General features: G+C 71.3%; 22 protein-coding genes. 5 read left to right on the forward strand and 17 right to left on the reverse strand.

Annotated features, from left to right (window positions below; all coding sequences use genetic code 11):
- Positions 1 to 36: 36 nt before the first annotated feature.
- The 6 genes from IE107_RS30305 to IE107_RS30330 form a co-directional block, all read right to left on the reverse strand.
- Positions 37 to 669 (reverse strand): CBS domain-containing protein, encoded by a 633-nt coding sequence (locus tag IE107_RS30305; protein ID WP_189547562.1) that lies wholly within the window; start codon positions 667 to 669, stop codon positions 37 to 39.
- Between the two features lie 13 nt (positions 670 to 682).
- On the reverse strand, positions 683 to 1,285 hold the full coding sequence (locus IE107_RS30310; protein WP_189547563.1) for a CBS domain-containing protein: 603 nt from the start codon (positions 1,283 to 1,285) through the stop codon (positions 683 to 685).
- 135 nt (positions 1,286 to 1,420) lie between these two features.
- Positions 1,421 to 2,098, reverse strand: a complete 678-nt coding sequence (locus tag IE107_RS30315; RefSeq protein WP_189547564.1) for a CBS domain-containing protein — start codon at positions 2,096 to 2,098, stop codon at positions 1,421 to 1,423.
- A 63-nt stretch (positions 2,099 to 2,161) separates the two neighbouring features.
- On the reverse strand, positions 2,162 to 2,836 hold the full coding sequence (locus IE107_RS30320) for a CBS domain-containing protein (protein ID WP_189547565.1): 675 nt from the start codon (positions 2,834 to 2,836) through the stop codon (positions 2,162 to 2,164).
- Positions 2,837 to 3,056: 220 nt separating this feature from the next.
- Positions 3,057 to 3,680, reverse strand: coding sequence for a CBS domain-containing protein (locus IE107_RS30325; protein WP_189547566.1), 624 nt, complete (start codon positions 3,678 to 3,680; stop codon positions 3,057 to 3,059).
- A gap of 47 nt (positions 3,681 to 3,727) precedes the next feature.
- Positions 3,728 to 4,189, reverse strand: a complete 462-nt coding sequence (locus IE107_RS30330; protein WP_189547567.1) for a cyclic nucleotide-binding domain-containing protein — start codon at positions 4,187 to 4,189, stop codon at positions 3,728 to 3,730.
- Between the two features lie 327 nt (positions 4,190 to 4,516).
- On the opposite strand from IE107_RS30330, the gene IE107_RS30335 reads away from it, so the two are divergent.
- Entirely contained in the window at positions 4,517 to 5,395 is an 879-nt protein-coding gene (locus tag IE107_RS30335; RefSeq protein WP_229867361.1) for a universal stress protein, read from the forward strand.
- Positions 5,396 to 5,413: 18 nt separating this feature from the next.
- Here the strand turns inward: IE107_RS30335 and ppk2 are convergent, their stop codons facing one another.
- A complete protein-coding gene (gene ppk2 / locus IE107_RS30340; RefSeq protein ID WP_189547568.1) occupies positions 5,414 to 6,235 on the reverse strand; it encodes a polyphosphate kinase 2 in 822 nt (273 codons plus the stop codon).
- A gap of 205 nt (positions 6,236 to 6,440) precedes the next feature.
- On the opposite strand from ppk2, the gene IE107_RS30345 reads away from it, so the two are divergent.
- From IE107_RS30345 to IE107_RS30360, 4 genes are all read left to right on the forward strand, one after another.
- Entirely contained in the window at positions 6,441 to 7,316 is an 876-nt protein-coding gene (locus tag IE107_RS30345; protein WP_189547569.1) for a universal stress protein, read from the forward strand.
- A 189-nt stretch (positions 7,317 to 7,505) separates the two neighbouring features.
- Positions 7,506 to 8,399: an oxygenase MpaB family protein gene (locus IE107_RS30350; protein ID WP_189547592.1), complete on the forward strand. Its 894-nt coding sequence runs from the start codon at positions 7,506 to 7,508 to the stop codon at positions 8,397 to 8,399.
- Between the two features lie 21 nt (positions 8,400 to 8,420).
- The gene (locus tag IE107_RS30355; protein WP_189547570.1) at positions 8,421 to 10,661 is read left to right on the forward strand and encodes a serine/threonine-protein kinase; all 2,241 of its coding nucleotides are present in this window, start codon (positions 8,421 to 8,423) and stop codon (positions 10,659 to 10,661) included.
- 52 nt (positions 10,662 to 10,713) lie between these two features.
- Entirely contained in the window at positions 10,714 to 12,258 is a 1,545-nt protein-coding gene (locus IE107_RS30360) for a phytoene desaturase family protein (protein ID WP_189547571.1), read from the forward strand.
- A gap of 11 nt (positions 12,259 to 12,269) precedes the next feature.
- Here IE107_RS30360 and IE107_RS30365 read toward each other — a convergent pair whose 3' ends face one another.
- The 10 genes from IE107_RS30365 to IE107_RS30410 are packed head-to-tail and all read right to left on the reverse strand — an operon-like array spanning position 12,270 to position 24,969.
- Positions 12,270 to 13,244: an acetylxylan esterase gene (locus IE107_RS30365; protein ID WP_189547572.1), complete on the reverse strand. Its 975-nt coding sequence runs from the start codon at positions 13,242 to 13,244 to the stop codon at positions 12,270 to 12,272.
- A 4-nt stretch (positions 13,245 to 13,248) separates the two neighbouring features.
- On the reverse strand, positions 13,249 to 15,681 hold the full coding sequence (locus tag IE107_RS30370; RefSeq protein WP_189547573.1) for a polysaccharide lyase 8 family protein: 2,433 nt from the start codon (positions 15,679 to 15,681) through the stop codon (positions 13,249 to 13,251).
- A gap of 7 nt (positions 15,682 to 15,688) precedes the next feature.
- The gene (locus IE107_RS30375; protein ID WP_189547574.1) at positions 15,689 to 16,837 is read right to left on the reverse strand and encodes an SGNH/GDSL hydrolase family protein; all 1,149 of its coding nucleotides are present in this window, start codon (positions 16,835 to 16,837) and stop codon (positions 15,689 to 15,691) included.
- Positions 16,834 to 17,913, reverse strand: a complete 1,080-nt coding sequence (locus IE107_RS30380; RefSeq protein ID WP_189547575.1) for a DUF1565 domain-containing protein — start codon at positions 17,911 to 17,913, stop codon at positions 16,834 to 16,836. The genes IE107_RS30375 and IE107_RS30380 overlap by 4 nt, the downstream gene beginning before the upstream one ends.
- Complete coding sequence (locus IE107_RS30385; RefSeq protein WP_189547576.1) at positions 17,910 to 18,512, reverse strand: DUF624 domain-containing protein; 603 nt, start codon at positions 18,510 to 18,512, stop codon at positions 17,910 to 17,912. Before IE107_RS30385 ends, IE107_RS30380 begins: the two co-directional genes overlap by 4 nt.
- 2 nt (positions 18,513 to 18,514) lie before the next feature.
- A complete protein-coding gene (locus IE107_RS30390) occupies positions 18,515 to 20,500 on the reverse strand; it encodes a DUF4962 domain-containing protein (protein WP_189547577.1) in 1,986 nt (661 codons plus the stop codon).
- 3 nt (positions 20,501 to 20,503) lie between these two features.
- Positions 20,504 to 22,294, reverse strand: coding sequence for a heparinase II/III domain-containing protein (locus tag IE107_RS30395; protein ID WP_189547578.1), 1,791 nt, complete (start codon positions 22,292 to 22,294; stop codon positions 20,504 to 20,506).
- On the reverse strand, positions 22,282 to 23,046 hold the full coding sequence (locus IE107_RS30400; RefSeq protein ID WP_189547579.1) for an SDR family NAD(P)-dependent oxidoreductase: 765 nt from the start codon (positions 23,044 to 23,046) through the stop codon (positions 22,282 to 22,284). The genes IE107_RS30395 and IE107_RS30400 overlap by 13 nt, the downstream gene beginning before the upstream one ends.
- Positions 23,047 to 23,090: 44 nt before the next feature.
- The gene (locus IE107_RS30405) at positions 23,091 to 24,014 is read right to left on the reverse strand and encodes a carbohydrate ABC transporter permease (RefSeq protein WP_229867362.1); all 924 of its coding nucleotides are present in this window, start codon (positions 24,012 to 24,014) and stop codon (positions 23,091 to 23,093) included.
- Positions 24,001 to 24,969: a carbohydrate ABC transporter permease gene (locus IE107_RS30410; RefSeq protein WP_229867363.1), complete on the reverse strand. Its 969-nt coding sequence runs from the start codon at positions 24,967 to 24,969 to the stop codon at positions 24,001 to 24,003. Before IE107_RS30410 ends, IE107_RS30405 begins: the two co-directional genes overlap by 14 nt.
- Positions 24,970 to 24,972 lie beyond the last annotated feature (3 nt).

A 24,972-nucleotide genomic window follows, 5' to 3' on the forward strand; every position in this document is an offset into this window, starting at 1 on the left:
TCGGGTCGGTGAAGAACTCGCGTACGTGTCGGCGGGTCAGACCTTCTTCTGCTGCTGCCGGGTGTCCATGCGTACATCGCCGGCCGTGTCGTCCTGCTCGTGACCGAGCCGGTCGATCACGTCCACGACTCCGTCGACGCTCTGGCACAGACGCAGAACGATGGGGACGAGGCTTCGCCGGGGCACGGTGCCACTGAGGGTCACGACACCATCGGCGACCTCGACGGTCAGCGACGAGGGGCTGAGCCGCAACGTGTGGGTCAGGACGTCTTCGAGGATCTCCTCCTGGATGGCGTGGTCCCTGCGCAGGAAGAGCTGCAGGAGGTCGCTGCGGCTCAGGACCCCGATCAGCCGGCCTTCGCTGTCGATGACAGGGAGCCTCTTGATCTTGTGCTTCTCCATGACGCGGGCGGCGCGGACAGCGCTCCACCCGGGAGCTGCGGTGATCGCCGGATGACTCATGAGATCGGCGGCCGTGTTCCCGGTGTCGTGCCGACGGAGCAGGTCGGCCTCGGAAACGACACCCATGGGGCATCCGTTCTCGTCCACGACGGGCACGGCGGTGATACCGAACTCGTCCAGGAGCCGGGCGATCTCCTTGAACGTGGTGCCGCGCTGGACACTGACGGCTGCGGGCGTCATGAGGTCACAGACGCTGCGATGCCTCATCGTCGCCCTCCAATCACGCGGGAACTTCGGACTCGAACCGGGCCGAGACGTCCACGACTCCCGGCACCGTGCACGCGATACGCACCAGCACGTCACCGAGTGACGGTTCGGGGACGGTGCCGCTCAGACGGACGATGCCGTCGGACACATGGACGTCCACGGTCGCGGAGCCCTCGGGGATCAGCTGAGTCATGATCAGCTCGCGCAGTTCCTGGGCGATGTCCTGGTCCGGACGGAGGTAGATCTTGAGCAGATCACCCCGGCTGACCACGCCCACGATGTGTCCGTCGTCGTCGACGACTGGCAGCCGTTTGAGGTGGCCGCGGGCCATCAGCCGGGCAGCCCCCGCTATACCTGCGTTCCGGGGCACCGTCACGGCAGGGACGGTCATCAGCTGACCGGCGGTCACGGCGCGGTACTCGTCTGCGCCCTGCGCCTTGAGCAGAAGGTTCGCTTCGGAGACCACGCCGACGACCCGTCCCTCGTCGGAAATGACGGGCAGGGCACTGATCCGCCATTGCCGCATGGCCTCCACGATGTCCTTGAACGGCGCTCCGCGGTTGACCGTGATGACGGCGTGCGTCATCACGTCGTCGACGGTACGCAGATGTTTCATGGTTCCTCCAGGAATGTGAGGCCCTGTACCTCTGGGCGTCGGCACCGTCGATGCCCTCCGGCAGGACCCCGGGGTCCGCCGGGGACGACTGCTCGGCCCTGTTGCCCCGGCGCGAACGCTCAGGGGCTGTCGGTGTCATGCGCCAGAACCGTGCTCCGGCCGCAGATCGTCCACGGCGTATGCGAGGGACTGGTCGACACTGACGACCCCGTCGACAGAGAGGCACAGGAGTTCGATGATCGGAATGAATGAGCGTTCTTCCACAGTGCCGCTCAGGGTGACGACTCCTTCCTGGACGGTGACCGTCACGCCGCCCGGTGTCAGCCGGAGCATCCGGCCCAGTACCTCGTCGACGATTTCTTCGTGTATCGCCTCGTCGTGGCGGAGCATGGGGCGCAGCAGATCCGAGCGGCTGACGATGCCCACGAGCGTGCCGGTGTCATCGATCACCGGAAGGCGTTTGACGCCACGCTCGTTCAGGAAGCGCGCCGTCTCGACGATGCCCCACGAGGGTCGGGCCGTGAGCACGGGAGTGGACATGAGATCAGCGGCGGTGCGGGCCTCCATGGTGCGGTGGTCCACGGCCGCCGTGCCGTGTGGTTGGTCACCGCCCTCCGCTTCCGGCAGACCCGCCTGCCTGCGGAGCAGGTCGGCCTCGGAGACGATGCCGATGGGGTGGTGGTGGGCGTCCACGACGGGCAGGGCCGAGACGTCGTTGCAGGCAAGGCTCCAGGCGATCGTCCTGAGTGATTCTTCGGGGCCGGCCGTGGCCACGTCCCGGGTCATGACTTCTGCAACAGTGCGGTGCATCATGATCCGATCTCCCTTTCGTGCAGGGACCTGCTGCGACGGGCGGCGATTGGCAACGACACGGCCTCACCGCTCGGCGGACGGACCAGGTGCCACCTCCTGGAGGGAGGTGGGTACGGGGCCGTTCACGGGTGCGGTCACATGGCTCACGACCGCGACCACCCCGTCGAGCTGTTCGACGAGGTAGGCCAGGATCGCGATCTGGCCACGGCTCTCCAGCCGGCCTTCCAGGGTGACGACACCGTCGACGACGTGGACGGTGACCGTGTCGGGTCCGAGCCCCATGGTGCGCACCAGCACGTCCTGGATGACGCGTCCTCGTATCTCCGCGTCGGGTCGGAGGAAGAGACGCAGCAGGTCCCGGCGAGTGACGATGCCGACGAGCCGGTCCTCGTCGTCCACGACCGGGAGCCTCTCCACACCGCTGCGCGTCATCAGCCGGGCGGCCTCCGGCGCGCTCTCCTCCGCGTGGACGGTCACCGCCGGCGTCGACATGATCTCGGCAGCGGTGGATTCCGCTCCGGACGGGGCCGTGCCACCGGCATCGGGATTCCGTGCCGCCTGTCGGCTCAGCAGATCGCTCTCGGAGACGACACCGACCACCCGGTCCTCCTCGTCGAGGACAGGCAGTCCACTGATGTCGTGCTGGGCGAGCAGCTTCGCGACCTCCTTGAAGGAGGTGAGCGAGACGACCGAGACGACCTCGTCGGTCATCAGGTCTCCTACTTTGATGTGCTTCATGGCGGCACCCCCTGCCGTCTCGCAGAGATTCACCCGGACGCGATGCCGGAGGCTGTTCACCGACCACGATCCTTCGGGCCGTACGGGGACAGGAGGGCCGAACGGGGCGTGGCAGGGACCGGGCGGACCAGGCTCGCGCATCCGGGCCGCTCGGGGGTCGCCGGCGGTGCCCGAAGGCGGCGTCGGGCCCCGTCGTGGACAGACCGCTCTCCGGGAAACCTCAGGCAAGCTCCATGCGTACGTCCACTACGCCTTCGACCGCGCGAATGGCCCGAGCCAGAAGGGGTACCAGAGAACGGTCCCGCAGCGGGCCTCGAACAGTGACGACACCGTCCAGCACAGTGAAGTCCACCCGGTCCGGAGGGGACAGTCCGGCGACCACAGCGGATCGGATCTCCTCGTCGATCTCATCGTCCGGCCGCAGAAACACCTTCAAGAGGTCGCTGCGGCTCACGACGCCTTCCAGCATGCCGAGGCCGTTCACGACGGGCAGTCGTTTCACGTGCTTGCGTGCCATGATGCGGGCGGCCTCGGCGAGCGTGGCGTCGGGGTGGACGGTGACGGCCGGACTCGACATCAGCTCCTCGGCCAGCACGGCGTCGGCTTTCGACGCCTCCTCCGACTGACCGGGCAGCCTCGGTTCGTCCTGCCGGAACTCCTCCTTCGGCAGCAGGTCCGCCTCGGAAACGACCCCGACGACGCGGCCCTCGCCTTCGAGGACCGGCACGGCGCTGACCTGCCACTGATGCATCAGCTCGACGATCTCCTTGTACGAGGCCTCGCGGCCGATCGCCACAGCCGTGTGGGTCATGACGTCGCTGACGGTGTACGGAGATGCAGCCATGGGGTGCTCCTCCGGAGTGACTGACGGGTGGTGACACGGCGGCGTACTCACACGAACCCGCCGCTGCCATGAGGGGCGTAGAGATCGAGCAGACGGATCCGGGTGGCCTGCAATCGGTCGGCGAGGACCTGCCCGACCCAGTGGCCGACGGCCGAACCGAAGGAGGGGTCCGCGTCCATCGTCATGAGTACGGTCTCCGCGTCGAATTCGTGGGTGCGGACGGGGGTCATCGCCTCCGCTCCGAGGTGCCATATGTAGGGCTTGAACAGCCAGGCCCAGCCGACCAGCTCGCCGGGTCCGAGGCTCTCTATCACCACCGGGGCGCTGCCCGGTACGCGAATGTCGAGCGTGACGGTGCCCGAACGCAGGATCCAGAAGCGGTCCGCGTGGTCCCCTTCCCGGAAGAGACGGACACCCTCGGCGAAATTGACCTCCCGCCCGATCCCCATCAGACGGGCACGGTACTGGGCGGGCAGGGCCGCGGTGATACGAGTCGGAGAACCGCTCATCGGTGGCCTCCTCGGTGGTCCCCGGTGTCAGCATCGCCGGGCAGCCGGTTCACGGTCATGGGCCGTCCGGCCCTGCCGCAGGTCCGCCCGGTCCCTCCACTATCGCCTTCCAGGCATCGCGGGCCAACCGGACGCCGGGGCGGCGACGAGGACATCGGCCCCTGTCGTGCCGTGCCGAAAGCACGTCGTGCATGCGGTCCGGCCGGGCCACGAAGAGGGTCGAACGTTCCCCGTCCGGGCCGAACCGGCCCTCACGGCGGACCCGCTCCGGTGCCACCGTGAGAACGGACGCTCTCCCTCCAGCGGGGCGAACAGAAGGCGGTGGGAATGATGGAGCTGCCCCTGGTCTCAGGTGTGGACGGGTCGGAGAGCAGCCTGAGGGCGGTCGACTGGGCCGCCGATGAGGCAGCCCTCCGCGGCCTTTCGCTGCGCCTGGTGTACGCGTCCAGGTGGGAGCAGTACGAGGGCGCCGCGCTCGCACGCAGCCTGGGGCGTCCTTCGGAGCGGGCGCTCGCCGGCCGCATCGTCGAAAACGCTGCTGAGCGGGTCCGCCGCCGCCGTCCGGATGTCGACGTCTCGGCCGAGGCGACGCCCGAGGACGCGGTGACCGCCCTGTTGCACGAGGGGCGCCATGCCGAGGCGCTGATCACCGGGGAGCGAGGCCGTGGCGGGCTCACCGGACTGCTGCTCGGCTCGGTCGGTCTGGCCGTGGCCGCGCGTGCCCCGTGTCCCGTCGTCGTCGTGCGTGGTGACAGGGTCGGGATCGAAGGCCTGCACGGGCGGATCCTCGTGGGCGTCGGGGAGCCGGGGGAGGCGTCGGCGGCGGTTCGGTTCGCCTTCCGTGAGGCCGGGGTGAGGGGCTGCGAACTGGATGCCGTACGCGCCTGGCGCTGTCCCTCGCACGATCGCGCGGACCATCCGCGTACCGTCGACGAGCCGCACCTCTACTACAAGGAACGTGCGGCGACGCTGATCGACGAAGCGGTGGCCGAGACCGTACGCGAGAACCCGACGGTCCGGCTGCACTTGGCGGCGGTCGAGGGAAAGGCCGCGAGGGTACTGGTGCAGCGCTCCGCCGCGGCGGACCTGATCGTCGTGGGAGCACATCGCCACCGGGGCCGCCTCGGACTCCAACTCGGCCGGGTCGCCCATGCGCTGCTTCACCACGCCGACTGTCCGGTGGCCGTCGTACCTCTCGCGGCCTGATCGTGCGACCGCCCGGTCTCACTTCCCGAGCCGCGACGCGTGGTCGGGGACGTACGTCTGAAGGTCTCTCGGCGGTCGTTGGTAGCCGGTGGCCGGAGGCCGCGGGGGCAGTTCGATCACGGGCGGATCGACCCTCTCGTACGGGACGGTCGACAGGAGATGGGCGATCATGTTCAGCCGGGCCCTGCGCTTGTCGTCGCTCTCGACGACGTACCACGGAGCCTCCGAGATGTCGGTGTGCACGAACATCTCGTCCTTCGCCCGCGAATAGGCCTCCCAGCGGGTGATCGATTCCAGGTCCATCGGCGAGAGCTTCCACCGGCGGGTGGGATCATGGAGCCTGCGCCGGAACCGCTCCTCCTGCACCGCGTCACTGACCGAGAACCAGTACTTGCGCAACAGGATGCCGTCCTCGACCAGCATCCGCTCGAAGATCGGGCACTGGTGAAGGAACCGCTGGTGTTCCTCCCTGGTGCAGAAGTCCATGACGCGCTCGACGCCGGCGCGGTTGTACCAGCTCCGGTCGAACAGGACCATTTCCCCCGCGGCCGGCAGGTGCTCGACATAGCGCTGGAAGTACCACTGGCCGCGCTCGCGCTCGGTGGGCTGCGGGAGCGCGGCGATGCGCGCCACCCGGGGGTTGAGGCGTTCGGTGACGCGCTTGATGGTGCTGCCCTTGCCCGCCGCGTCACGTCCCTCGAACACCACGACGAGCCGTGCGCCTTCGGCACGTACCCACTCCTGGAGCTTCACCAGTTCGGTCTGGAGCCGGTACAGCTCCCGCTCGTACAGCGGGCGCGGCAGCTTTCCGGGCGTACTCGAGTTCTTCTCGTCCGACATGGGACGACGTTACGGAGGTGACCACGCCCGAAGTCAAGCGTCGGCGCCGGACGGGCTCCGCGGCGGCCGTGCCGGGGCCGGCATGCGGCACCAGCAGATGTGCGGTACTCCTCGAATGAGGAGAAGCCGGGCAGGACCCGCTCGCCCCTGTTCCGGTCGGCCCTTTACGAGGCTGTTCGAGACTCACGAGACGGAGACAGTCGCCATGGAGCCAGTCGTCACCGTGGGCCTCGACGGCTCACCCGAGAGCCTCGCCGCCGCCCGCTGGGCCGCCGAGGAAGCCGAGCGCCGCAGGCTCACGCTGCGTCTGCTGCACGCGTGGCCGCTGCTGCTGCCGGAGTCGGCCCACGTCCCCGCCGAGATGGACCAGAACTACTGGGCGCGGCGGATCGTGCACAAGACGCGGGCGGAGCTCCAGAAGCGCCACCCGGGCCTTTCCGTCGTCGGCAGCCTGATCGCCGACGACGCCCAGCACGCGCTGCTGCAAGCGGCGTCGGAGTCCGAGATGACCGTGCTCGGTTCGCGCGGACTCGTGCCCGTCGAGAGCTTCTTCCTCGGAGACATCAGCATGCCGGTCGTGGCGCGGGCCGACGGGCCGGTGGTGCTGGTACGCGCCGGGGCGGGCGGACCGGCGCCGCACCCCGCACCGGCCGCGGAGGGCGGGGTCGTGGTGGCACTGAAACTGCACGGCCCCTGCGACCACCTCCTCGCATTCGCCTTCACCAGCGCCGCGGCGCGAGGCGTGCCCCTCCGGGCCGTCCACGGCCAGAGCCTGCCGGTGGCCGCCTACGCCCCCTGGGGGCTGGATCACGACGTGGCGGACGAAATCGCCCGGGACGCGCGGAAGCAACTCGATCAGGTCCTCCGCCCCTGGCGGGACAAGTTCCCGCACGTGGAGGTGGCCGACGGCATCGTTCTCGAAAGCCCCGCCAAGGCTGTCGTGAGCGCCGCCCACGGGGCCGGGCTGCTGGTCGTCGGCCGGCGCAAGCACCGCCCCGTCCCGGCGCCGCACCTGGGCTCCGTCGCCCAGGCCGCCATTCACCACGCCCGCTGCCCGGTCGCCGTCGTCCCCCACACCTGAACCGGCACCGGCACGGGCGCGGCGCAGTCCGGCGTGTGTCCCCGGACCGGACCTGTCCGCCGAGCTGCTGCGGCCGGCGTGACCCATGGACCGCCCTTCCGGGCAGCCTCCGCCAAGACCCTGCGAGGTGTCGGCGCCCGCACGTATCCTTCGCGTACGTACGCCGCCGAGCGGGAGGGTACGAACAGCATGGTGGACGCCGACCCCGGGCTCTTCGGGCCCGAATCCGTCACCTGGCAGATGCACGGCGACCCGATGATGTGGGTCGCGGGAGTGCGGGCGCTCTACCTCCAGGCGCTGCACCCGCGCGCCGTACGGGGCGTGATGCAGAACTCCGACTTCCGCAAGGACGCCTGGGGGCGGCTGATGCGCACCGCCGGCTTCGTGGGAACGATCACCTACGGCACCACCGAGGCCGCCGAGAAGGCCGGTGCCCGGGTCCGCAGGATCCACCGGCTCATCAGGGCCACCGACCCGGAGACCGGGGAGACCTACGGAATCGACGAGCCGGAACTGCTGCTGTGGGTGCACTGCGCGGAGGTCGACTCCTACCTCCAGGTCGAACGCCGCTCGGGCTTCCCGCTCACCGACGCCCAGGCCGACCGCTACATCGACGAGCACCGCCACAGCGCCCGCCTCGTCGGCCTCGATCCCGCGGACGTACCGGCCACCACCGCACAGCTCGCCGCCTACTTCGAGCGGGTGCGGCCCCGGCTCGCCGCGTCTCCGGAGGCGGCGGACGTCGACGACTTCCTGCGCCGTCCCCCTGTCCATCCGCTGCTCGTACCGGCGCGGGCACTGCTGTGGCGGCGCGTGGCGCTGCTCGCCTACCAGTCCCTGCCCCCGTACGCCCACGAGCTCTACGGCAGACCCGCCGCCCCGGCGCCCACCGTCGACCGCCGCCTGCGCACCGCGGGGACCGCGCTGCGCTGCATCCCCGCCCGGCTCCGCTGGCAGCTCCCGCCCGGTCACATTCTGAACGCGATGGCCCGGCTCGGTCCCGGAAGCCGCCCCACCCCGTACAAACTGCGCAGCCGGGCCGCCATACTGGACGGGCCGGGGAGGGTGCGGAAACAGGCGTGACGACGGGGGCGACAGCAGGCGATGGCGGACACCAGGCTGATCCAGAGCCGGTACCGGCTGCTCGATCTGATCGGGCGCGGGGGCATGGGCGAGGTGTGGCGCGCCCGGGACGAGTCGCTCGGCCGCCATGTCGCCGTCAAGTGCCTCAAGCCGATGGGACCCCAGCAGGACCAGTCCTTCACCCGCGTCCTGCGTGAGCGCTTCCGCCGCGAGGCCCGGGTCGCCGCCTCGCTCCAGCACCGCGGCGTCACCGTCGTCCACGACTTCGGCGAGCACGAAGGCGTCCTCTACCTGGTCATGGAGCTCCTCGACGGCCGCAACCTCAGCCAGCTCCTGGAGGACAACAAACAGCATCCACTGCCGGTGCCCGACGTCGTCGACATCGCCGAACAGGTCGCCGACGCCCTCGGCTACACCCACCAGCAGGGCATCGTGCACCGCGACCTCAAGCCCGCCAACATCATGCGGCTGGCCGACGGCACGGTGAAGATCTGCGACTTCGGCATCGCCAGGCTCGGCCACGACATCGGCTTCACCTCCCGCCTCACCGGTACCGGCATCGCCATGGGCACCCCGCACTACATGTCGCCCGAGCAGATCAGCGGCGGCCAGGTCGACCACCGCAGCGACCTCTACTCCCTGGGCTGTGTGCTGTACGAGATCGCCACCGGCGCACCGCCGTTCGACCTCGACGACGCCTGGGCCGTACTCGTCGGACACCGCGACACCCAGCCCCGGCCGCTGCGCACCCACCGGGCCGAACTCCCGGGCTTCTTCGACCGCGTCGTCCTGGAACTGCTGGCCAAGACCCCCGAGGAGCGGCCCGTCGACGCGGGCGACCTGCGCCGGCGGATCGTCGTCGGCCGCACCGGCGAGCAGCCGCATCTGCCGCCCACCGGGCAGGTACGGCTCGCCCCGCCCGTTCCCGTCGCGCTCCCCGAGCAGCAGCTGCCGGCCTGGACCCGCTCCATGACCACCGGGCACAAGGCGGCCGGCGCCCGCGCCGGGCTCGCCCTGCCCGACCACTCCGCCGGTCTGACCGGCGAGTGGACCACCGGCACCGACCGGCACAGCCTCACCGACGGACTGCCGCCGGCCGGGCGTCCGACCCCGTCGCCGGAACTGCTGTCCGTCCTCGCCGGCCGGCACAGCGCGGGCCTCAACCTGAGCCGGCTCGGCCACTGGGAGGAGGCCGGCGAGGTGCACCGCGCGGTCGCCGCCGAACGCGAGCACGCCCTCGGCCCCGACCACCCCGACACCCTCTCCAGCCGCTACGAGATCGGCTTCACCCTCAGCCGCACCGGACGCGCCTCGGACGCGCTGCGGGAGTTCGAACGCGTCGCCCGGGGCCGCGAGCACACCCTGGGCCCCGACCACCCCGACACCCTGGCCGCCCGCCAGGAAGCGGCGTACGTACTGGGCCGGCTGGGCCGGCACTTCGAGGCCCATCAGGTGTACGCGGAGGTGCTCGCCGCCCGGGAACGCTCGATGGGCCCCGACCACCCCGACACCCTGCGCTGCCGCCACAATCTCGCCTTCAACCTCAGCAGGCTCGGCCGTCTGGAGGACTCGTACCTGATGGCCAGGGACGTCGCGTCGGCCCGCAGCCGGCTGCTCGGCGCCGACCACCCCGACACCCTGGTCACGCTCTACGAGGTGGCGTACACCCTGGGCAGGCTGGGGCGCTGGACGGAGGCCCTGCAGACCTACCGGGAAGTCACCCGGGCCCGTTCGAGGTCGCTCGGCCCCGACCACCCCGACACGCTCTCCGCCCGCTACGAGGTCGGCATCAGCCTCGGCCGCCTGGGCCGCAGCGCCGAGGCCCTGGAGCTCTACCGCGCCCTGGTGGAGGACCGGACGAGGACGGGCGGCCCCGCCGACCCCGAGACGCTCCGCGCCCGCCACGGCCTCGGCGTCAACCTGGGGCGCCTCGCCCGCTGGGAGGAGGCCCTCGCCGAAGCCCGCGACGTGTGCGCGATCCGCGAACGGGTCCTGGGCGCCGACCACCCCGACACCCTCGTCAGCCGCCGCGAGGTCGCCGTCGGCCTCGGCTGGCTCGGCCACTGGGCCGACGCCCTCACCGTCTACCGCACGGTCGCCGCGGCCCGCGAACGGCTCCTGGGCCCCGGCCACCCCGACGCCCTCGCCGCCCGCAACGACGAGGCGCACTGCCTGGAGCAGCTCGGCCGCGGGACGGAGGCCGTCGAGCTGTACCGGCAGGTCGCGGCGGTGCGCCGCGGGCAGCAGACGTCGCCGCGCTGAACGGACGCCACGGCCTCTGGCCAGAGCAGAACGTGCCGTGCTACGAAGAGTCATGCCCGCACCCGACAGCTATGACGCAGTGATCGTGGGCGGCGGCCACAACGGTCTGGTCGCCGCTGCCTACCTCGCCCGTGCCGGACAGTCCGTCCTGGTCCTGGAGCGCCTGGCCACCACCGGAGGAGCGGCCGTCTCGACCCGCCCCTTCGACGGCATCGACGCCCGCCTGTCGCGCTACTCGTACCTGGTGTCCCTGCTCCCGCACCGGATCGTCCGCGATCTCGGACTGGACTTCGCCGTACGGAAGCGGACCGTCTCCTCGTACACCCCGACCGTACGCGGCGGCCGTGCCACCGGGCTGCTCGTCGGCGGCGAGCGGACCCGGGACTCCTTCGCCGCGCTCACCGGATCCGACCGGGAGTACGAGGCATGGCAGCGGTTCTACGGCATGACGCGGCGTGTCGCCGAACGGGTCTTCCCGACCCTCACCGAGCCGCTGCCCGGCCGCGAAGCCCTGCGCGAGCGGATCGGTGACCCGGAGGCCTGGCGGACCCTCTTCGAGGAGCCCATCGGGGTCGCCGTCGAGAAGAACTTCACCGACGACCTGGTACGCGGAGTCGTCCTCACCGACGCGCTGATCGGCACCTTCGCCGACGCACACGATCCCTCGCTGCTCCAGAACCGCTGCTTCCTGTACCACGTCATCGGCGGCGGCACCGGCGACTGGGACGTCCCCGTCGGCGGCATGGGAGCACTCACCGACGCCCTCGCCCGGTCCGCCCGCGACGCCGGGGCCGAAATCCGCGTCCGGCACGAGGCGACCAGGATCGAGACCGACGGGGCACGGGCCGAGATCACCGTCCGCTCACCCGAGGGGGAGCGGACCGTCGCGGCCCGCAAGGTCCTGGTCAACGCCTCGCCGCAGGCGCTCGCCGCCCTCCTCGGGGACGAACCGCCCGCCCCGCCCGAGGGAGCGCAGCTGAAGGTCAACATGCTGCTCACCCGGCTGCCCCGGCTGCGCGACCGCTCCGTCGATCCGCGCGCGGCCTTCGCCGGGACGTTCCACATCGCCGAGGGGTACGGACAGCTCGCGGACGCCTACCGGGACGCCGCGGCGGGCCGGCTGCCCGCCGCCCCGCCGTCCGAGATCTACTGCCACTCGCTGACCGACCCCTCGATCCTCGGCCCGGACCTCGCCGCTCGCGGCTACCAGACCCTGACCCTGTTCGGCCTGCACACCCCCGCCCGGCTCTTCGCCGCCGACAACGCGGCGACCCGGTCCGAGCTGCTGGCGGCGACGCTCGCCGAGCTCGACGCGCACCTGGACGAGCCGGTCACCGACTGCCTGGCACGCGACGAGAACGGCGAGCCGTGCATCGAGGCGAAGACCCCGCTCGATCTGGAGCGGGACCTGCGGCTGCCCGGCGGCCACATCTTCCACCGGGACCTCGTCTTTCCGTACGCCACGGAGTCCACCGGCCGGTGGGGAGTGGAGACGGCGCACGCCAATGTGCTGCTGTGCGGGGCCGGCGCGGTGCGTGGCGGCGGGGTCAGCGGGGTCCCCGGCCACAACGCCGCGATGGCGGCGCTGGGCCGGTGACCCGGGGTCCGCTACCGGCCGAAGACGCCCCGCAGCGCGCCGAGCTTGCGCGGCAGGTCGTACTCGGCGCCGCCCTCGTGCCCGTTGTAGCTGAACACCTCGATCTGCGCCGGACCCGCGTAGCGGTGGTAGGCGGCGAACACCGTGGACGAGGGGCAGATCTTGTCCATCAGGCCGACCGAGAACCACGCCGGGACCGTCGCCCGTGCCGCGAAGTTGACCCCGTCGAAGTAGGACAGGGTCTCCATCGCCTCGTCGATCCGGAAGCGGTGCCCGGACAGCCAGCGGGCGATCTCCGCGTACGGTCCGGCGTCCGTGATCTGCGAGGCGCGCCGGTAGTGGCAGAGGAACGGCACATCGGCCACGGCCGCCGCGATGTCGTCCCGCAGCCCGGCCACCGCCAGCGCGAGCCCGCCGCCCTGGCTGCCGCCGAGCACCGCCACCCGCGAGGCGTCCACCGCCTCGTGGGCCTTCGCCGCGTCCACCGCCCGCACCGCGTCCGTGATGAGCCGCCGGTAGTAGTGGCGGTACGGGTCCTCGATGCCCCGGGTCAGGAAGCCGGGGGAGGAGGAGCCGTGTCCGTCCGGGCCGATGTCCGGGGTGTCCGCGGTGTTCTTGCCGCCACCGCCCTGGCCCCGGTTGTCCATCACCAGATGGGCGTACCCGAGCGCGCTCCAGGTCAGCCAGGAGTACGGAATGCCCCGGCCGCCGTTGTAGCCGATGTACTGCACCACGGCGGGCAGCGGGCCCGAACGTGTCTTCGGCACCAGCAGCCAGGCCTTCACCGGTTGCCCGCCGAAGCCCCGGAACGTCACGTCGAACACGTCGACGGTCGCGAATCCGGCGTCGTACGGGACGAACGCGGCGTCGAGGTCGTGGCGGGCCGTCTCGGTGAGTGTCTTCTCCCAGAAGGCGTCGAAGTCGGCCGGCTCCTCGGGCTCCGGCCGGTAGTCGCGCAGCCGGTCCAGGGGCATGTCGAACAGCAAGTGTCTAGCTCCTCTTCAGGGTGAGGTTGAGGGTTGCGCCGTGGCGGCCGGTGGTGTCGGCGGTGATCCGGATGCCGTTGCCGGTGGGTGCGGCACTGACGCCCGGATCGGCCCGGACGACGGTCAGCCCGCGCTGTGCCAGGTCCAGGACGACCGATGACCGCAGCTGTGTCGGGTCGGACAGCGACACCTCGACGGTCCTTCCGTCCGGCTGCACCAGCACCGAGGCGGGGCCGTCCGAGGTCAGGTCCTGCGCGGTGCCGGCGGTCCAGAAGTTCGCGGCGAGCAGCCCGTCCGCGCAGCGGCGTACCGCGTGCACGGCGGTGGAGCGGGCGATCAGCTTCACCGGCGGCGCGGACGACCACTGCTTCGTCCGCTCGGCCGAGGCCGCCGGGGCCTGGAGCCAGTAGTAGCCCGCCCCGTCGGGCGCGGTGCCGTGGTCCTGCCAGAGCGTCAGATACGGGCGGGTGACCGGGGTGTCCGTGCCGTACTTGAGGTTGATCTCGCGCCAGGTCGCCGTGCGGTTCTCGCGCAGGCCCCGGAGCGTGACGGGCTCGGGGAAGACATAGCCGCCGGTTCCGGCCACATGCAGCCACCGCACCTGGTCGAGCCGTGCCGACCAGCCGGCGTCCGCGGGCGTCGCCGTGCCGTTGACGAGCAGGGCCGCCCCGGGGTCGCTCAGCTTCCGGTTCTCCACCACGGTCTCGGCCGTGCCCGCGTCCGCGCCGATGCCCGAGCCGACGCAGGCGATCACGTCGTCCAGGCAGAACCAGCTCTTCAGCCCGTGCAGTGAACTGCCGTACGCGCGCAGCTCCATGCCGTACGCGCCGAGCGTGGTGCCCGGCAGCGCGGTGCCGCCCGCCCAGTCGGACGTGCTGGTGGTGCGCTGGCCCGCCGCGTCCGCGGGGCGCCCGGCGATGACCGTGGTGCCGGGCAGCCGGGCCGGGTCGACGGTCGGCCAGTAGTCCTCGCTGTAGTGCCCCAGGTCGTCGGTGTAGAGCAGGACCATGCCGTCGGAGAGGTGCCAGGCGTGCAGGTTCTCGTTCTGGATCGACTCGTAGTTGTAGATCCGGGAGGAGTACGCGGAGATGCCGAGCGAGAAGGACGGCCGGCGGTGGGCCGCCTTGTCCATCCGCGGGTGCTGCTTGTGCGCGACCAGCGGCCCCCGCGCCGGCACCGGGGAGGCGATGACCTGCCGGGCGGCGACCAGCGAGGCCAGATCGGTGACGGCCAGGAAGTCCCGGTAGGTGTCCTCGGCGATCCACTGCTTGACCAGGGCGGTGAACCGGTCGGCGGTCTCGCCCGGGAAGCTCGGGATCAGGCGCACCACCGCCTCGATGACCGTCTGCGCCGACACATGGCCCTGTTTGCTGGGGCGGGCGATCTCGCGCCCGCACACCGACGCCATCACGTCGCCGCGCACCAGCAACGGGTCGAAGCCGTCGTCGACCCAGCCGCGGATGTTGTCGAGGTCGGGGTCGGTGACCGTCCACGTGGTGCCGGCGAGGAGGTTCAGCAGCCGGGAGAGATTGTTCAGCAGCTCCTTGCCGTACCCGCCGTTGTACGGATGCTTGTAGTGCTGGAGGAACGAACCGTCGGAGTAGAAGCCCTCGCCGGTGCCCTCCGCCGCGGCGCTCGCGTCGTTGAAGGCGAGGACACTGTTGGCGCCCGAACCCTCGACGTCCGAAAGAGCGTCACGGACCCGGGCCAGATCGTCGCCCGTGCCGCTGAGCACCGCGTTGACGGCGACCACGGTGGAGATCCACACCCGGTTGGCGCCGGTCGCGATCTGCCGGTCGGCCCGCCAGAGGTTCGGATCGGGCGTGTAGTGCCGCACGGCCCCGGTGATCCGGCCCAGCCGCTCCGTCCCGAGCGTGTCGTACAGCAGCACGGCCGCGTCATTGAGGGCGAGCGCGGAGCCGATCTCCCAGTCCCAGTCGTTGTCGAACCGGGTGTGGCCGGGGCCGTAACGGTTGGTCAGCATCCAGTCGAGGCCGGCCAGCAGCAGATCGCGCAGCGCGGTGTCGCCGTACTGCGGGGTGCCGGGGACGGCCCACGCGGTCGCGACCGTGGCGAGCCGCTTGAACGACGTCGTCACGTGGTTGGAGAGCGTGGTGCTGGTCAGATCGGGGAACAGCCCGTCGGTCCGGGTCGGGTCGAGTCCCTTGACCGAGGTGGTCGCGGCCTTGCCGATCCTGGCCACGGCCGCGGCGATCTGCGGGTCCGTCAGGTCGAGGCCGGGGCCGCCGGTGAGCAGGGTGTGCCAGCGGATGCGCAGGGCGGCGGCGTCGTCGATGACGGCGGGACCGTCCGCGGCGTGCGCGGTGCCCGTGCTGGCGGCGAGCGTCAGCGGCAGCGCGGCAGCCGCGCCGAGGGCCGCCGCCCCGGCGAGAACGGTGCGCCGGGTGGTGCCCGAAGTGGTGCCTGGGTTCGTCATACGTCCCTCACAGGAGGTGTCGGCGGTCGACGGCCGCTGCCAGCGCGGCATGACCGGAAGGGTTGGGGTGGAGTCCGTCGCCGCTGTCGTACGCGGGCAGTAGCAGCGACGGGCGGTCCGGGTCGCGCAGGGCCGCGTCGAAGTCGGCGACGGCGTCGAAGACCCGGCCGGTGCGCACCGCCGCGTTGATCCGCTGCCGTACCGCTTCGAGCTCGGGCGTCCAGCGGGTCCAGCCGCCGAACGGGGCGATGGTCGCGCCGACCGTCCGCAGCCCGGCGTTGCGGGCGCGCAGCACCAGCTGCCGGTACCCGGCCAGCACGCGCGCCGGGTCGGTCTGGCTCGGTGGTTGCTGGAGGTCGTTGACGCCGAGATGGACGAGTACGGTGCGCAGTCCGGGCAGCGAGAGCACATCGCGGTCGAAGCGGGCCTGTCCGCCGGGCCCGAACCGGGCGTCGTCCAGCAGCAGCCGGTTGCCGCTGATGCCGAGGTTGGCGACGGCCGAGCCCGGCAGCCGTCCGGCCAGCTGGTCGGGCCAGCGCAGATCGGTGTCGTCGGGGGTGCCGACGCCCTCCGTGATGGAGTCGCCCAGCACCGCGACCACCGGCCCGTGCGCGCCCGTCACCTCGACGCCGGTGAGCAGGAACACCGAGGTGGTGCGCTCGCCGTCGACGGAGTGCGAGGCATGGGTGTTGCGGTGGAAGGACAGCGGCCCGGTGGGGCCGGGGAGCCGGGTCTCCACCGTCAGCCGCGCCCCCTCGGCGGCACGCAGTCCGGCGACCGGGTCGCTGGTCAGCGAGGCACCCGCGGCGATCCACGCCTGCTGCTGCCCGCCGAACGTCACCGGCCGGCCGCCCGCCGTCACCGGGCCGATGAGGACCGGGACGGTGCCGAAGGCGTGTCCGTAGCGCAGCCGGACGGCTCCGCCCGCGGACAGCCGCACATGCGCGGTGCAGGTGCCGTCGGTCAGGCCGACGCTCGCCACCGTGTCCGTGGCCGTCGGCGCGGTCTGCGCGGTCGCCCAGGAGGTCGTCCAGCGCGAGGGTCCGGCGCCGCCCTGCGGCCCGGCCGCGTGTGCCTGCGGTGCCGTGGCCGCGACCGCCGCCAGACCGGCCGCCGCCGTCAGTACCCCGCGTCTCGCGGGTCCCCGCCCGGTCACTTGGGGCACGCACCCGTCGGGTCGTACTCGCTGCCGTAGGTGCCGACCGCGTCGCCGCCGGTGTTGCCGCTCATCGTGTTGGTGCACACCGGGCCCTGAGGGGTGCGCATGAATTTGATGCCGCCGCCCGCGTTACCGGTGATGGTGTTGCCGTAGACGCTGGTGTCGATGCCGTCCGTCGCGGTGTCACCACCGAGCCGGATGCCCGCGCCGACGTTGTCGTGAATGGTGTTGTAGCGGAAGATGTTGCCGCTGCCGCGTGCGTCCAGGCCGCCGGAGCTGGAGTCCTTCTGGCCACTGCAGTCGTTGTACTCGACGTAGTTGTTGGTCGAGTTCTCCTTCACGTCGACGCACTCGTTGCCCTGGGTGGCGATGGTGTTGTGATGGATGCGGTTGTTCCTGCTGATGTCGGGGGCGGCGTCCGGGGCGCCGTTCGCCCCCTGCTGCTCGGGGGCGGTGCCGAGGTAGATGCCCTCGCCGTTCTTGCCGCCGCCGCCGAACTTGAAGTCGTTGACCCCGCAGTTGGTGATGGTGTTCTCGGAGATGTCGGCGCCGGTCACCAGATAGCGCACCCGCAGGCATTCGTCGGCGGCGTTCCTCAGCGTCATCCCGGTGATGCGCAGCCCGCCCACACCGTTCCCGGGAGTCGTGCTCATGACATAGATGAGCTTCAGCCGATACCCCGACACATCGGTGGACGACCCGTGCAGCCCGTCCACGGTGAATCCGCTGAGCGTCGTCGAATCGTGCTGCACCTGGATGATCCGGGCGTCGCCGGCCCCCTTCACGACGGCGTTCGACGGGCCGGTGATGGTGACCCCGGCACGCTTGGTCACGACGTCCTGCTTGTACGTACCGGCGGCGAGGTTGACCACCCCACCGGCCGGTGCCAGATCGACCGCCTTCTGGATCGTGGCGAGCGGGGCATTCGCCGACGTACCGGTGTTGGAGTCGCTGCCGGAGGGTGACACGTAGTACGCGGTGGCTGCCTCGGCGGCCACGGACGGCGGGGGGAAGACGAGCGGGGCGCCCGCGGCCAGCGCGGCGACGAGGGTGGTGCGCAGTACACGGCTCATGGGGTGTGCCTCCTGGGGTCTGCGAAGGACAGTGCGAGCAGTACGGGGATGCTGGGGCCGAGGAGCAGGGGGCCCAGCGGTACGACGAGCGAGAGCAGCGCGGCGGAGATCACCGCGCCGAGCAGCGCGGTGCCACGGGCAGCCGACCCGAAGCCGAGGGCCAGTGCACCGCGCGACCAGGTACGGACCGTTCCGTGCGGAGACCGGCCCGCCTCGGCCGCGAGCGCCACATGATGAATGGCGAGCGCGGCCGCGATGCCCACCTGCGCGGCGAGCAGCACGAAGGTCCACGGTTCCGGACGGCCCAGCAGATGGACGATGTTGGCGGCCAGGACGATCCCCGCCGCCGTGGACACGAGGGAGTGACGCCACAGCGCGCGCCAGTAGCGCGGGAAGGCCGTGAACGCGTTGGTGAAACAGCGGCTGTCACCCTCCGCCCGCCACCGCTGGAGGGCGTGCCCCATCGCGGCGAGCGCCGGAAGCCAGGTGACGACACCGAGCGACAGCACGGTGAAGGCGGCCCCGGCGGCTGCCGGGTAGGCCACGAACTCCAGCCGCCGCAGCAGCGTCGGCCAGCCGGACGAGAGGGTTGCCTGCATGTTCAGCCGACCTTTCCTGTGTACGGCTCCGGGACGTCGAGCAGCACGCGGCCGTCCAGCACCAGCCGGGTGGCCGCCACCACGTACGGGGCCGAGCCTTCGGCCCCGAGCAGCACCGCCGCCGCGTCGGCCGACACCGCGGGGTTGCGGATACGACGGGCGACGGGGGAGAGGAGCACGGTCTCCTCGCCGAAGCTCACGCCCTGGCCCTCCGCGCACCCGACCCGCTCGACGGGGCCCGGAGCCGTGCCGGGGACGATCGCGGTGAGGAAGAGCGCCTCCGTGGAGCGCGCGGTCGTCGCACGCAGCGTGTGCAGCGTGCGGGTGAGCCGCAGCTCGGGCGTGCTCGACGTCGGGTTCGCCTCCACCTCGGTGGCCTCGGAGACGACCTCGGCGTCGAGCGGTGCGAACCGCCGTACCAGGGCGGAGGCCGCCCCGGACCGGATCAGCCGGCCGCCGCCCGGCCCGGGTTCGGTGGGCCGGTCGGTCTGGAGCAGGAACGACCACTCCCGCTCCGTGTCCGCCTCGGCGAGATCCAGCAGTACGAGCCGTCCGGACGGGGTGAACACCAGCGTCCGGTCCAGCCGCCGCACCCCGAGCGCGGGGTCGTACATCGCGGCGATCTCCGCCGTGGCGTGCGCCCAGCCGCAGTCGGCACCGGCGAGCACATCGCGCTGCCGGGCCTGCCGCTCGTACGGGATGCCCTGGTACACGTGGTACCGGTCCTCGTCCGCGTACCCCTGGCCGTCCACCAGCAGCAGATTGTGGTGCGCGGCGCGCTTGCGGTTGCTGTACCCCTCGTCGACCGCGAGGAAGGCACCCTGCGAGACCAGCACGAACGAGCCCGAATCGGGGTGGTGGTGACCCTGGTCGAGGGTCTCCCAGCCCTTCTCCGCCCGGTGCTTCGCGGAGGTCTCCCACGCCTTGTGGCCACCGCCGGGGCTCGCCTTGAACGAGACGAGGGTGGCGTCGTCGTCCCAGCCGGTGCGGGCCGCGAGCAGGCCGAGATCCGGGAAGAACGCCCGTGTCTCGGTGGGCGGGGCGGCGGCCACGGACGGGTCGTACCAGAGGTATTCGAGATAGGCCTCCGGCAGGATCCCCGGCCGCACTCCGCTCTGTGCGGCCTCCTGCCACAGCAGTTCACCCGAGGCGAGATCGCCCAGCCACTGCGCCTGGGCAATCCCGTACTGCGCCGCGAGACGGTAGTACAGGCCGGCGCTGTGTCCGCTGCGCCGGTCGTGGCAGTCGCCGTGGTCGACGTTGAACGCGAAGCCGGGAGCCAACTGGTGCAGCCGGTAGCGGAAGGTGTTCGCGAGGAAGCCGCCCCGGCCCCACCAGTCGATGCCCTCCGCCTCCTGGAGGAGATCCAGGTGGACGGCGAGGAAGGGCACACCGTAGCGCCAGTAGACGACGCCCTCGGCATGCGAACCGTCGTCCGGCATCAGATCGAGGACCGTACCGAGGTTGTCCTTGGCGCGCTCGGTCCACTCCTCCTTGCCCAGTACGTAACCGGCCGTCGCCAGGCCCGCGTAGCAGATCCAGTTGTGGTTCTGCCAGTACGACGACGACCACCAGCGGCCCTCGCCCGCCACCGCGAACTCGTACATCCGCCGCCCCTGGAGCAGCAGCTTGTACCGCAGCAGCGCCCGCACCTCGTCCGGGAGTTCGTCGCCGATCCACCGGTGGGCGAGCGACAGGTGGTGCAGCAGCCAGCCGGCGTCCAGATCATGGTCCGGCATATGGGCCCTGCCCCAGTGCGGCAGCCGCACCGCGGCCTCGATCCAGCGCCGGCTCTCCGCCAGTTGGGCCGGATCGCCACTCACCCGGTAGGCCAGCGCCGGGTTGGAGGCCGCGGGACCGAGCCAGGTGATGCTGGCCAGGGGGTGCGTACGCGGCGGGGTCAGCCCGCGGTGGCGGGCCGCCTCCTCGTACAGCCGCACCTGCTGCGCGGGGCGCGGGCCGGGCGGCGGGGTCGCCGACAGCAACAAGGGTCAGTCCTCCGTCCGGAACCGTGCCGTGCCGCCGTCGGTCAGCGAGACCGTCAGCACCCCGTCGCCGTCCAGCCGTACGTCGGTCACGGCGGGTCCGGCCGACGCCGCCTGGTACACCGAGGCGAAGACGACCCGGTCCGACTGCGCGGTGAAGTCGACCCGGGTGCGTACGCGCTGCGGATCGTCGGCCGGCCCCGGCCCCGGCCGGGAGACCGGACGCACCGTCGCACCGGGGGTGTGGGTATGCCAGCCGTGCAGGGTCTCGTCGCCGTACCAGGTGGTGCGTACCTCGCCCGAGGCCTGGAGCTGGACGTCCAGCGCGACACCGGGGCGCAGCTGTGCGGTGAGGCGCCGCTCGTCCTCGGCCCGTACCGTCAGCAGGTCGACCAGATAGCTGTCACCGAGCACCACCCGCCGCACCGCACGCACTCCCTCGTACGCCGTCGTCACCTCGGCGGTCACGGACGAACCGTCCGAGCCGAGCAGCCGCCCGGTGCACTCGGCCTGTTCGGCGCCGTTCACGCGGAACGCCGGATGAGCCTCGGTCGATGCGTACAGATCACGGAACTCGGCGTGTGCATAGGGCACTTGACCGGGATCGGGCTGCCACGGGGTGGTGTCGCCGTACAGGTACAGCGACAACTTGTCGCGATGGCCGTGCGAACCGCCGTGCGGGCCGAAGTCCAGCAGCGCGTGGATGCCCGCGTGGTGCAGCACCGCGTACCCGGCGGCCGGGAACACCGTCACCGGGCCGGGCGCCGGGCGCTCGGGCAGCGGTGGGCCGGCGAACCAGCCGCCCAGCTCCCGGTCGAGCCCGTCGTCCTGTGCGCCGAGCTCGGACCGGGCCCGCCCGGCCACCGCCTCCAGCGCCGGTGAAGGCACCAACTGCTGTGCCAGCGCGACGAGTTCGAGCCACTCCAGGGCGAGTGGGCCACGCAGATACGGGCCGTCGTGCAGCGCCGGCAGGATGCCGCCCGGCGTGGCGACGGCCGCCAGCACGTCCGTCATCCCGGCCAGTACGCCCACCACATCGGAGGGAACGGACGCGGGGTCGGTGCCGCGCAGCGCAAGCAGTGCGGCCCGCAGCACGAACCCGTGGTAGTAGGTGCTGCCCTCCCACTCCCAGCCGTCATCGGCGACCGCGACCCGCAGGTGCGCGTACAGCCCGTGTTCGCCCTCCAGCCACTGCTCCGCACCCTCCCACTCCCTGCCGCGGGCCGCCGCCGCGCCCCGACTCGCCGCCACACCGGCCGCGTTGAGCCACGCGGTGTAATTGGAGGCCAGGTGGCCCTGACCGGTGAGCACGTCCCGGGCGTCGAGAGCGGCCCGCTCCAGCGCGTCCAGCAGCGGCAGCACCGGGGCCAGGTCCTCGGTGGACTGCTCGGCGAGCGTGATCACGGTGTGCCCGACGTTCACCGCCCAGATGGCATCGGTCAGCGCCTGGTGGAAGAGCCGGCCGCGCAGCATCCAGGTCTGGGCCTCGCCGTGCCGCTCGGTGGCCAGCTCCGCGTACAGCCCCGCGTACTCCACGAGCCGCGACACGCATTCGGCACGCTCCTTGCGGTGGGCGAGCACCCGCAGATGCCGCGCCCACGCCTGGTGCGAGAGCACCAGCCAGGCACCGCGCACCGCCTCGTCGTCCACCCGGCAGCCGTACGCACACCGCGCACCGCCCTCGGGGAACACCCCGGCGAGCAGATCGCCGTGGTCGAGCTCCACGCCGTGCGCCGGGCAGACGTACGCGTGCCACCAGCCGCCCCGCTCCCGGGCGATCCGCCTCAACGCGGCCACACGCCACCGTCGATGTCCACCGTGGTGGCGGTGAGGAAGCCGGACGACGGCGACGCCAGGTGGACGACCGCGGCGGCGACGTCCTCGGGGGTGCCGGCCCGGCCGACCGGGATACCGGCCTCCATCGCCTGCTGCGCCTCGGGCGCGGTGAACGTGTCGTGGAAGGCGGTGCCCTTGATGAAGCCGGGCGCCACGGTGTTGACGGTGATGCCCGTACCGCCGAGCTCCTTGGCCAGGCCCTTGGTGAAACCGCGCACCCCGGCCTTCGCCGCCGCGTAGGCGACCGAGCCGGGGCCGCCGCCGTTGTGCGCGGCCAGCGAGGACATCGTGATGATGCGTCCGGCCGAGGACTCCTTCAGATGCGGAAGGGCGGCGCGCACGGTGCGGAACGTGGAGGTCAGGTTGGTGGAGAGGACCTGGTCGAAGTGGTCGTCGGACATCTCGGCGATGGTGGCCCGGCCGATCAGATGGCCCGCGTTGCAGACCAGCACGTCCAGTCCGCCGAGGCAGCCGGTCGCCTCGTCGACGAGCCGGTCCACATCGCCGGTCACCGTGACATCGGCCTTGAACGCCTTCGCCCGGCGGCCCAGCGCCTCGATCGTGGAGACCGTCTTCGCGGCCTCGTCGGCGGAGGAGTGGTAGTGGACGGCGACATCGGCACCGGCCTCGGCGAGCGCGACGGCGATCGCCCGGCCGATTCCGTGGCCCGCCCCTGTCACCAGTGCGCGGGAGCCGTTGAGATCAGCAGACATGGAGTGAGTACCTTTCGAAGTGCGGTCGTTCGGGCGAAGGACGGTCACTTGAGACCTGCGGTCGCGAAGCCCTGCACGAAGTAGCGCTGGCCGATGAGGAAGAGAATGACCATGGGCAGGGTGGCCAGCGTGGTGCCGGCCATCAGGAAGTGCCACTGGGGGCCGTTCTCCGTCTTGAAGACGGAGAGCCCGACCTGGATCACCCGCAGACTGTCGGTGCGGGTCACCAGCAGCGGCCAGAGGAAGTTGTTCCACGACGACTCGAAGGTCAGCAGCGCCACGGTGGTGAGTGCGGGCTTGACCTGCGGCGTCATGATCCGGGCGTAGATCCGGAACTCACCCAGACCGTCGAGCCTGGCCGCCTCCTCCAGTTCCACCGGCAGGTCCAGGTAGAACTGGCGGAAGAGGAAGACCGCGAAGGGCGTGACGGCACCGGGAACGATCAGCGCCCACCAGGAGTCCAGCCAGCCGCTGCCGCCCTGGCCGAAGATGTCGTTCCCGCCGGCCAGCGGCATGAAGCGGACGATCAGGAACTCCGGCAGCACCTTGGTGTACGTGGGGATCATCAGCGCGGCGATGAAGAGGCAGAAGATGACCTCGCTGCCCCGGAACCTGATCCGCGCCAGCGCGTACCCGGCCATCGACGCCACGACCACGTTGATGAGGGTGTGACTGAACGCGATGATGAAGCTGTTGCGTGCGTACGTCGCGAACGGCGCCGCCTTCAGCGCGTCGACGTAGTTCCCGAACTCCCAGTGTTCCGGGAGCAGTCCGGCGTCCTGGGAGGCGATCTCCACCGGGGTCTTGAGCGAGGTGAGCACCATCCAGACGAACGGCACCACCATCAGCAGCGAGACGACGGTGAGGGTCGCGTAGAGCGCGATCCGGCCGACGGCGACCGGCTTGCCGTTCCTCCCCGGCCGGGGCTTCTTCGCGACCCTTGGCGCGTGCAGCTCAGTTGTGGCCACGGGTGCCTCCCATGATCCGCCGGTTGACCAGGGTGAAGCCCATCAGCAGCACGAACAGCACCAGCGACTGCGCGCAGGCGTAGCCGACGCGGAACTCCCGGAAGGCGGACTTGTAGATCTCGTACGTCATCATCGTGGTGCTGTTGGCGGGACCGCCGTCGGTCAGGATGTAGATCTGGTCGAAGGACTGGAACGCGCTGATCATCGACGTGATGAGGACGAAGAACGTCGCGGGCTTCAGCAGCGGCAGTGTGATCGAGAAGAACTGCCGCACCTTGGAGGCGCCGTCCACCGAGGCCGCCTCGTACAGCTCCTTGGGCAGGGACTGCAGCGCGGCCAGATAGATGAGCATCTTCATGCCGATGCCCTGCCAGATGCCGACCAGGATCACCGAGGGCATCGCCCACGAGGTCGACGCGAGCCAGGCCGGTCCGTCGATCCCGAGGAACGACAGGAGTGTGTTGAGCAGCCCGTTGCCCGGGTTGTAGATCCACAGCCAGACCAGTGCGATCGCGACGGTCGCCGTCACCTGAGGCAGGAAGACCGCGGTACGGAAGATGCCCCGGGCCTTCAGGCCGGTGTGCAGCGCCAGGGCGACGAGCAGCCCCAGCATCATGCCGAACGGCACGGTGAAGAAGGTGTAGACGACGGTGTTGACGACGGACCTGCGGAAGACCGCGTCGCCCATCATCTCGCTGAAGTTGTCCAGACCCACGAACTGCGGCGCCGTCAGTACGTCGTACTTCGTGAAGGCCAGGACCACCGACGCGACGACCGGCAGGCCGATCCAGAGCGAGGCATGCAGCAGCGCGGGCGCCACCATCAGCATGCCGGCGCGCTGCCTGCGGCGCCCCGGTCCCGTCGGCACCCGGCCGGTGCGCTTCTTCGCGACCGGGCGTCCGGCCGGGGCGGAGGGCGGCGCGGGGCGCGCCTTCAATACGGATGTCGCTCCCACAGT

The sequence above is a fragment of the Streptomyces gelaticus genome, from assembly GCF_014649535.1.
Classification (GTDB): domain Bacteria; phylum Actinomycetota; class Actinomycetes; order Streptomycetales; family Streptomycetaceae; genus Streptomyces; species Streptomyces gelaticus.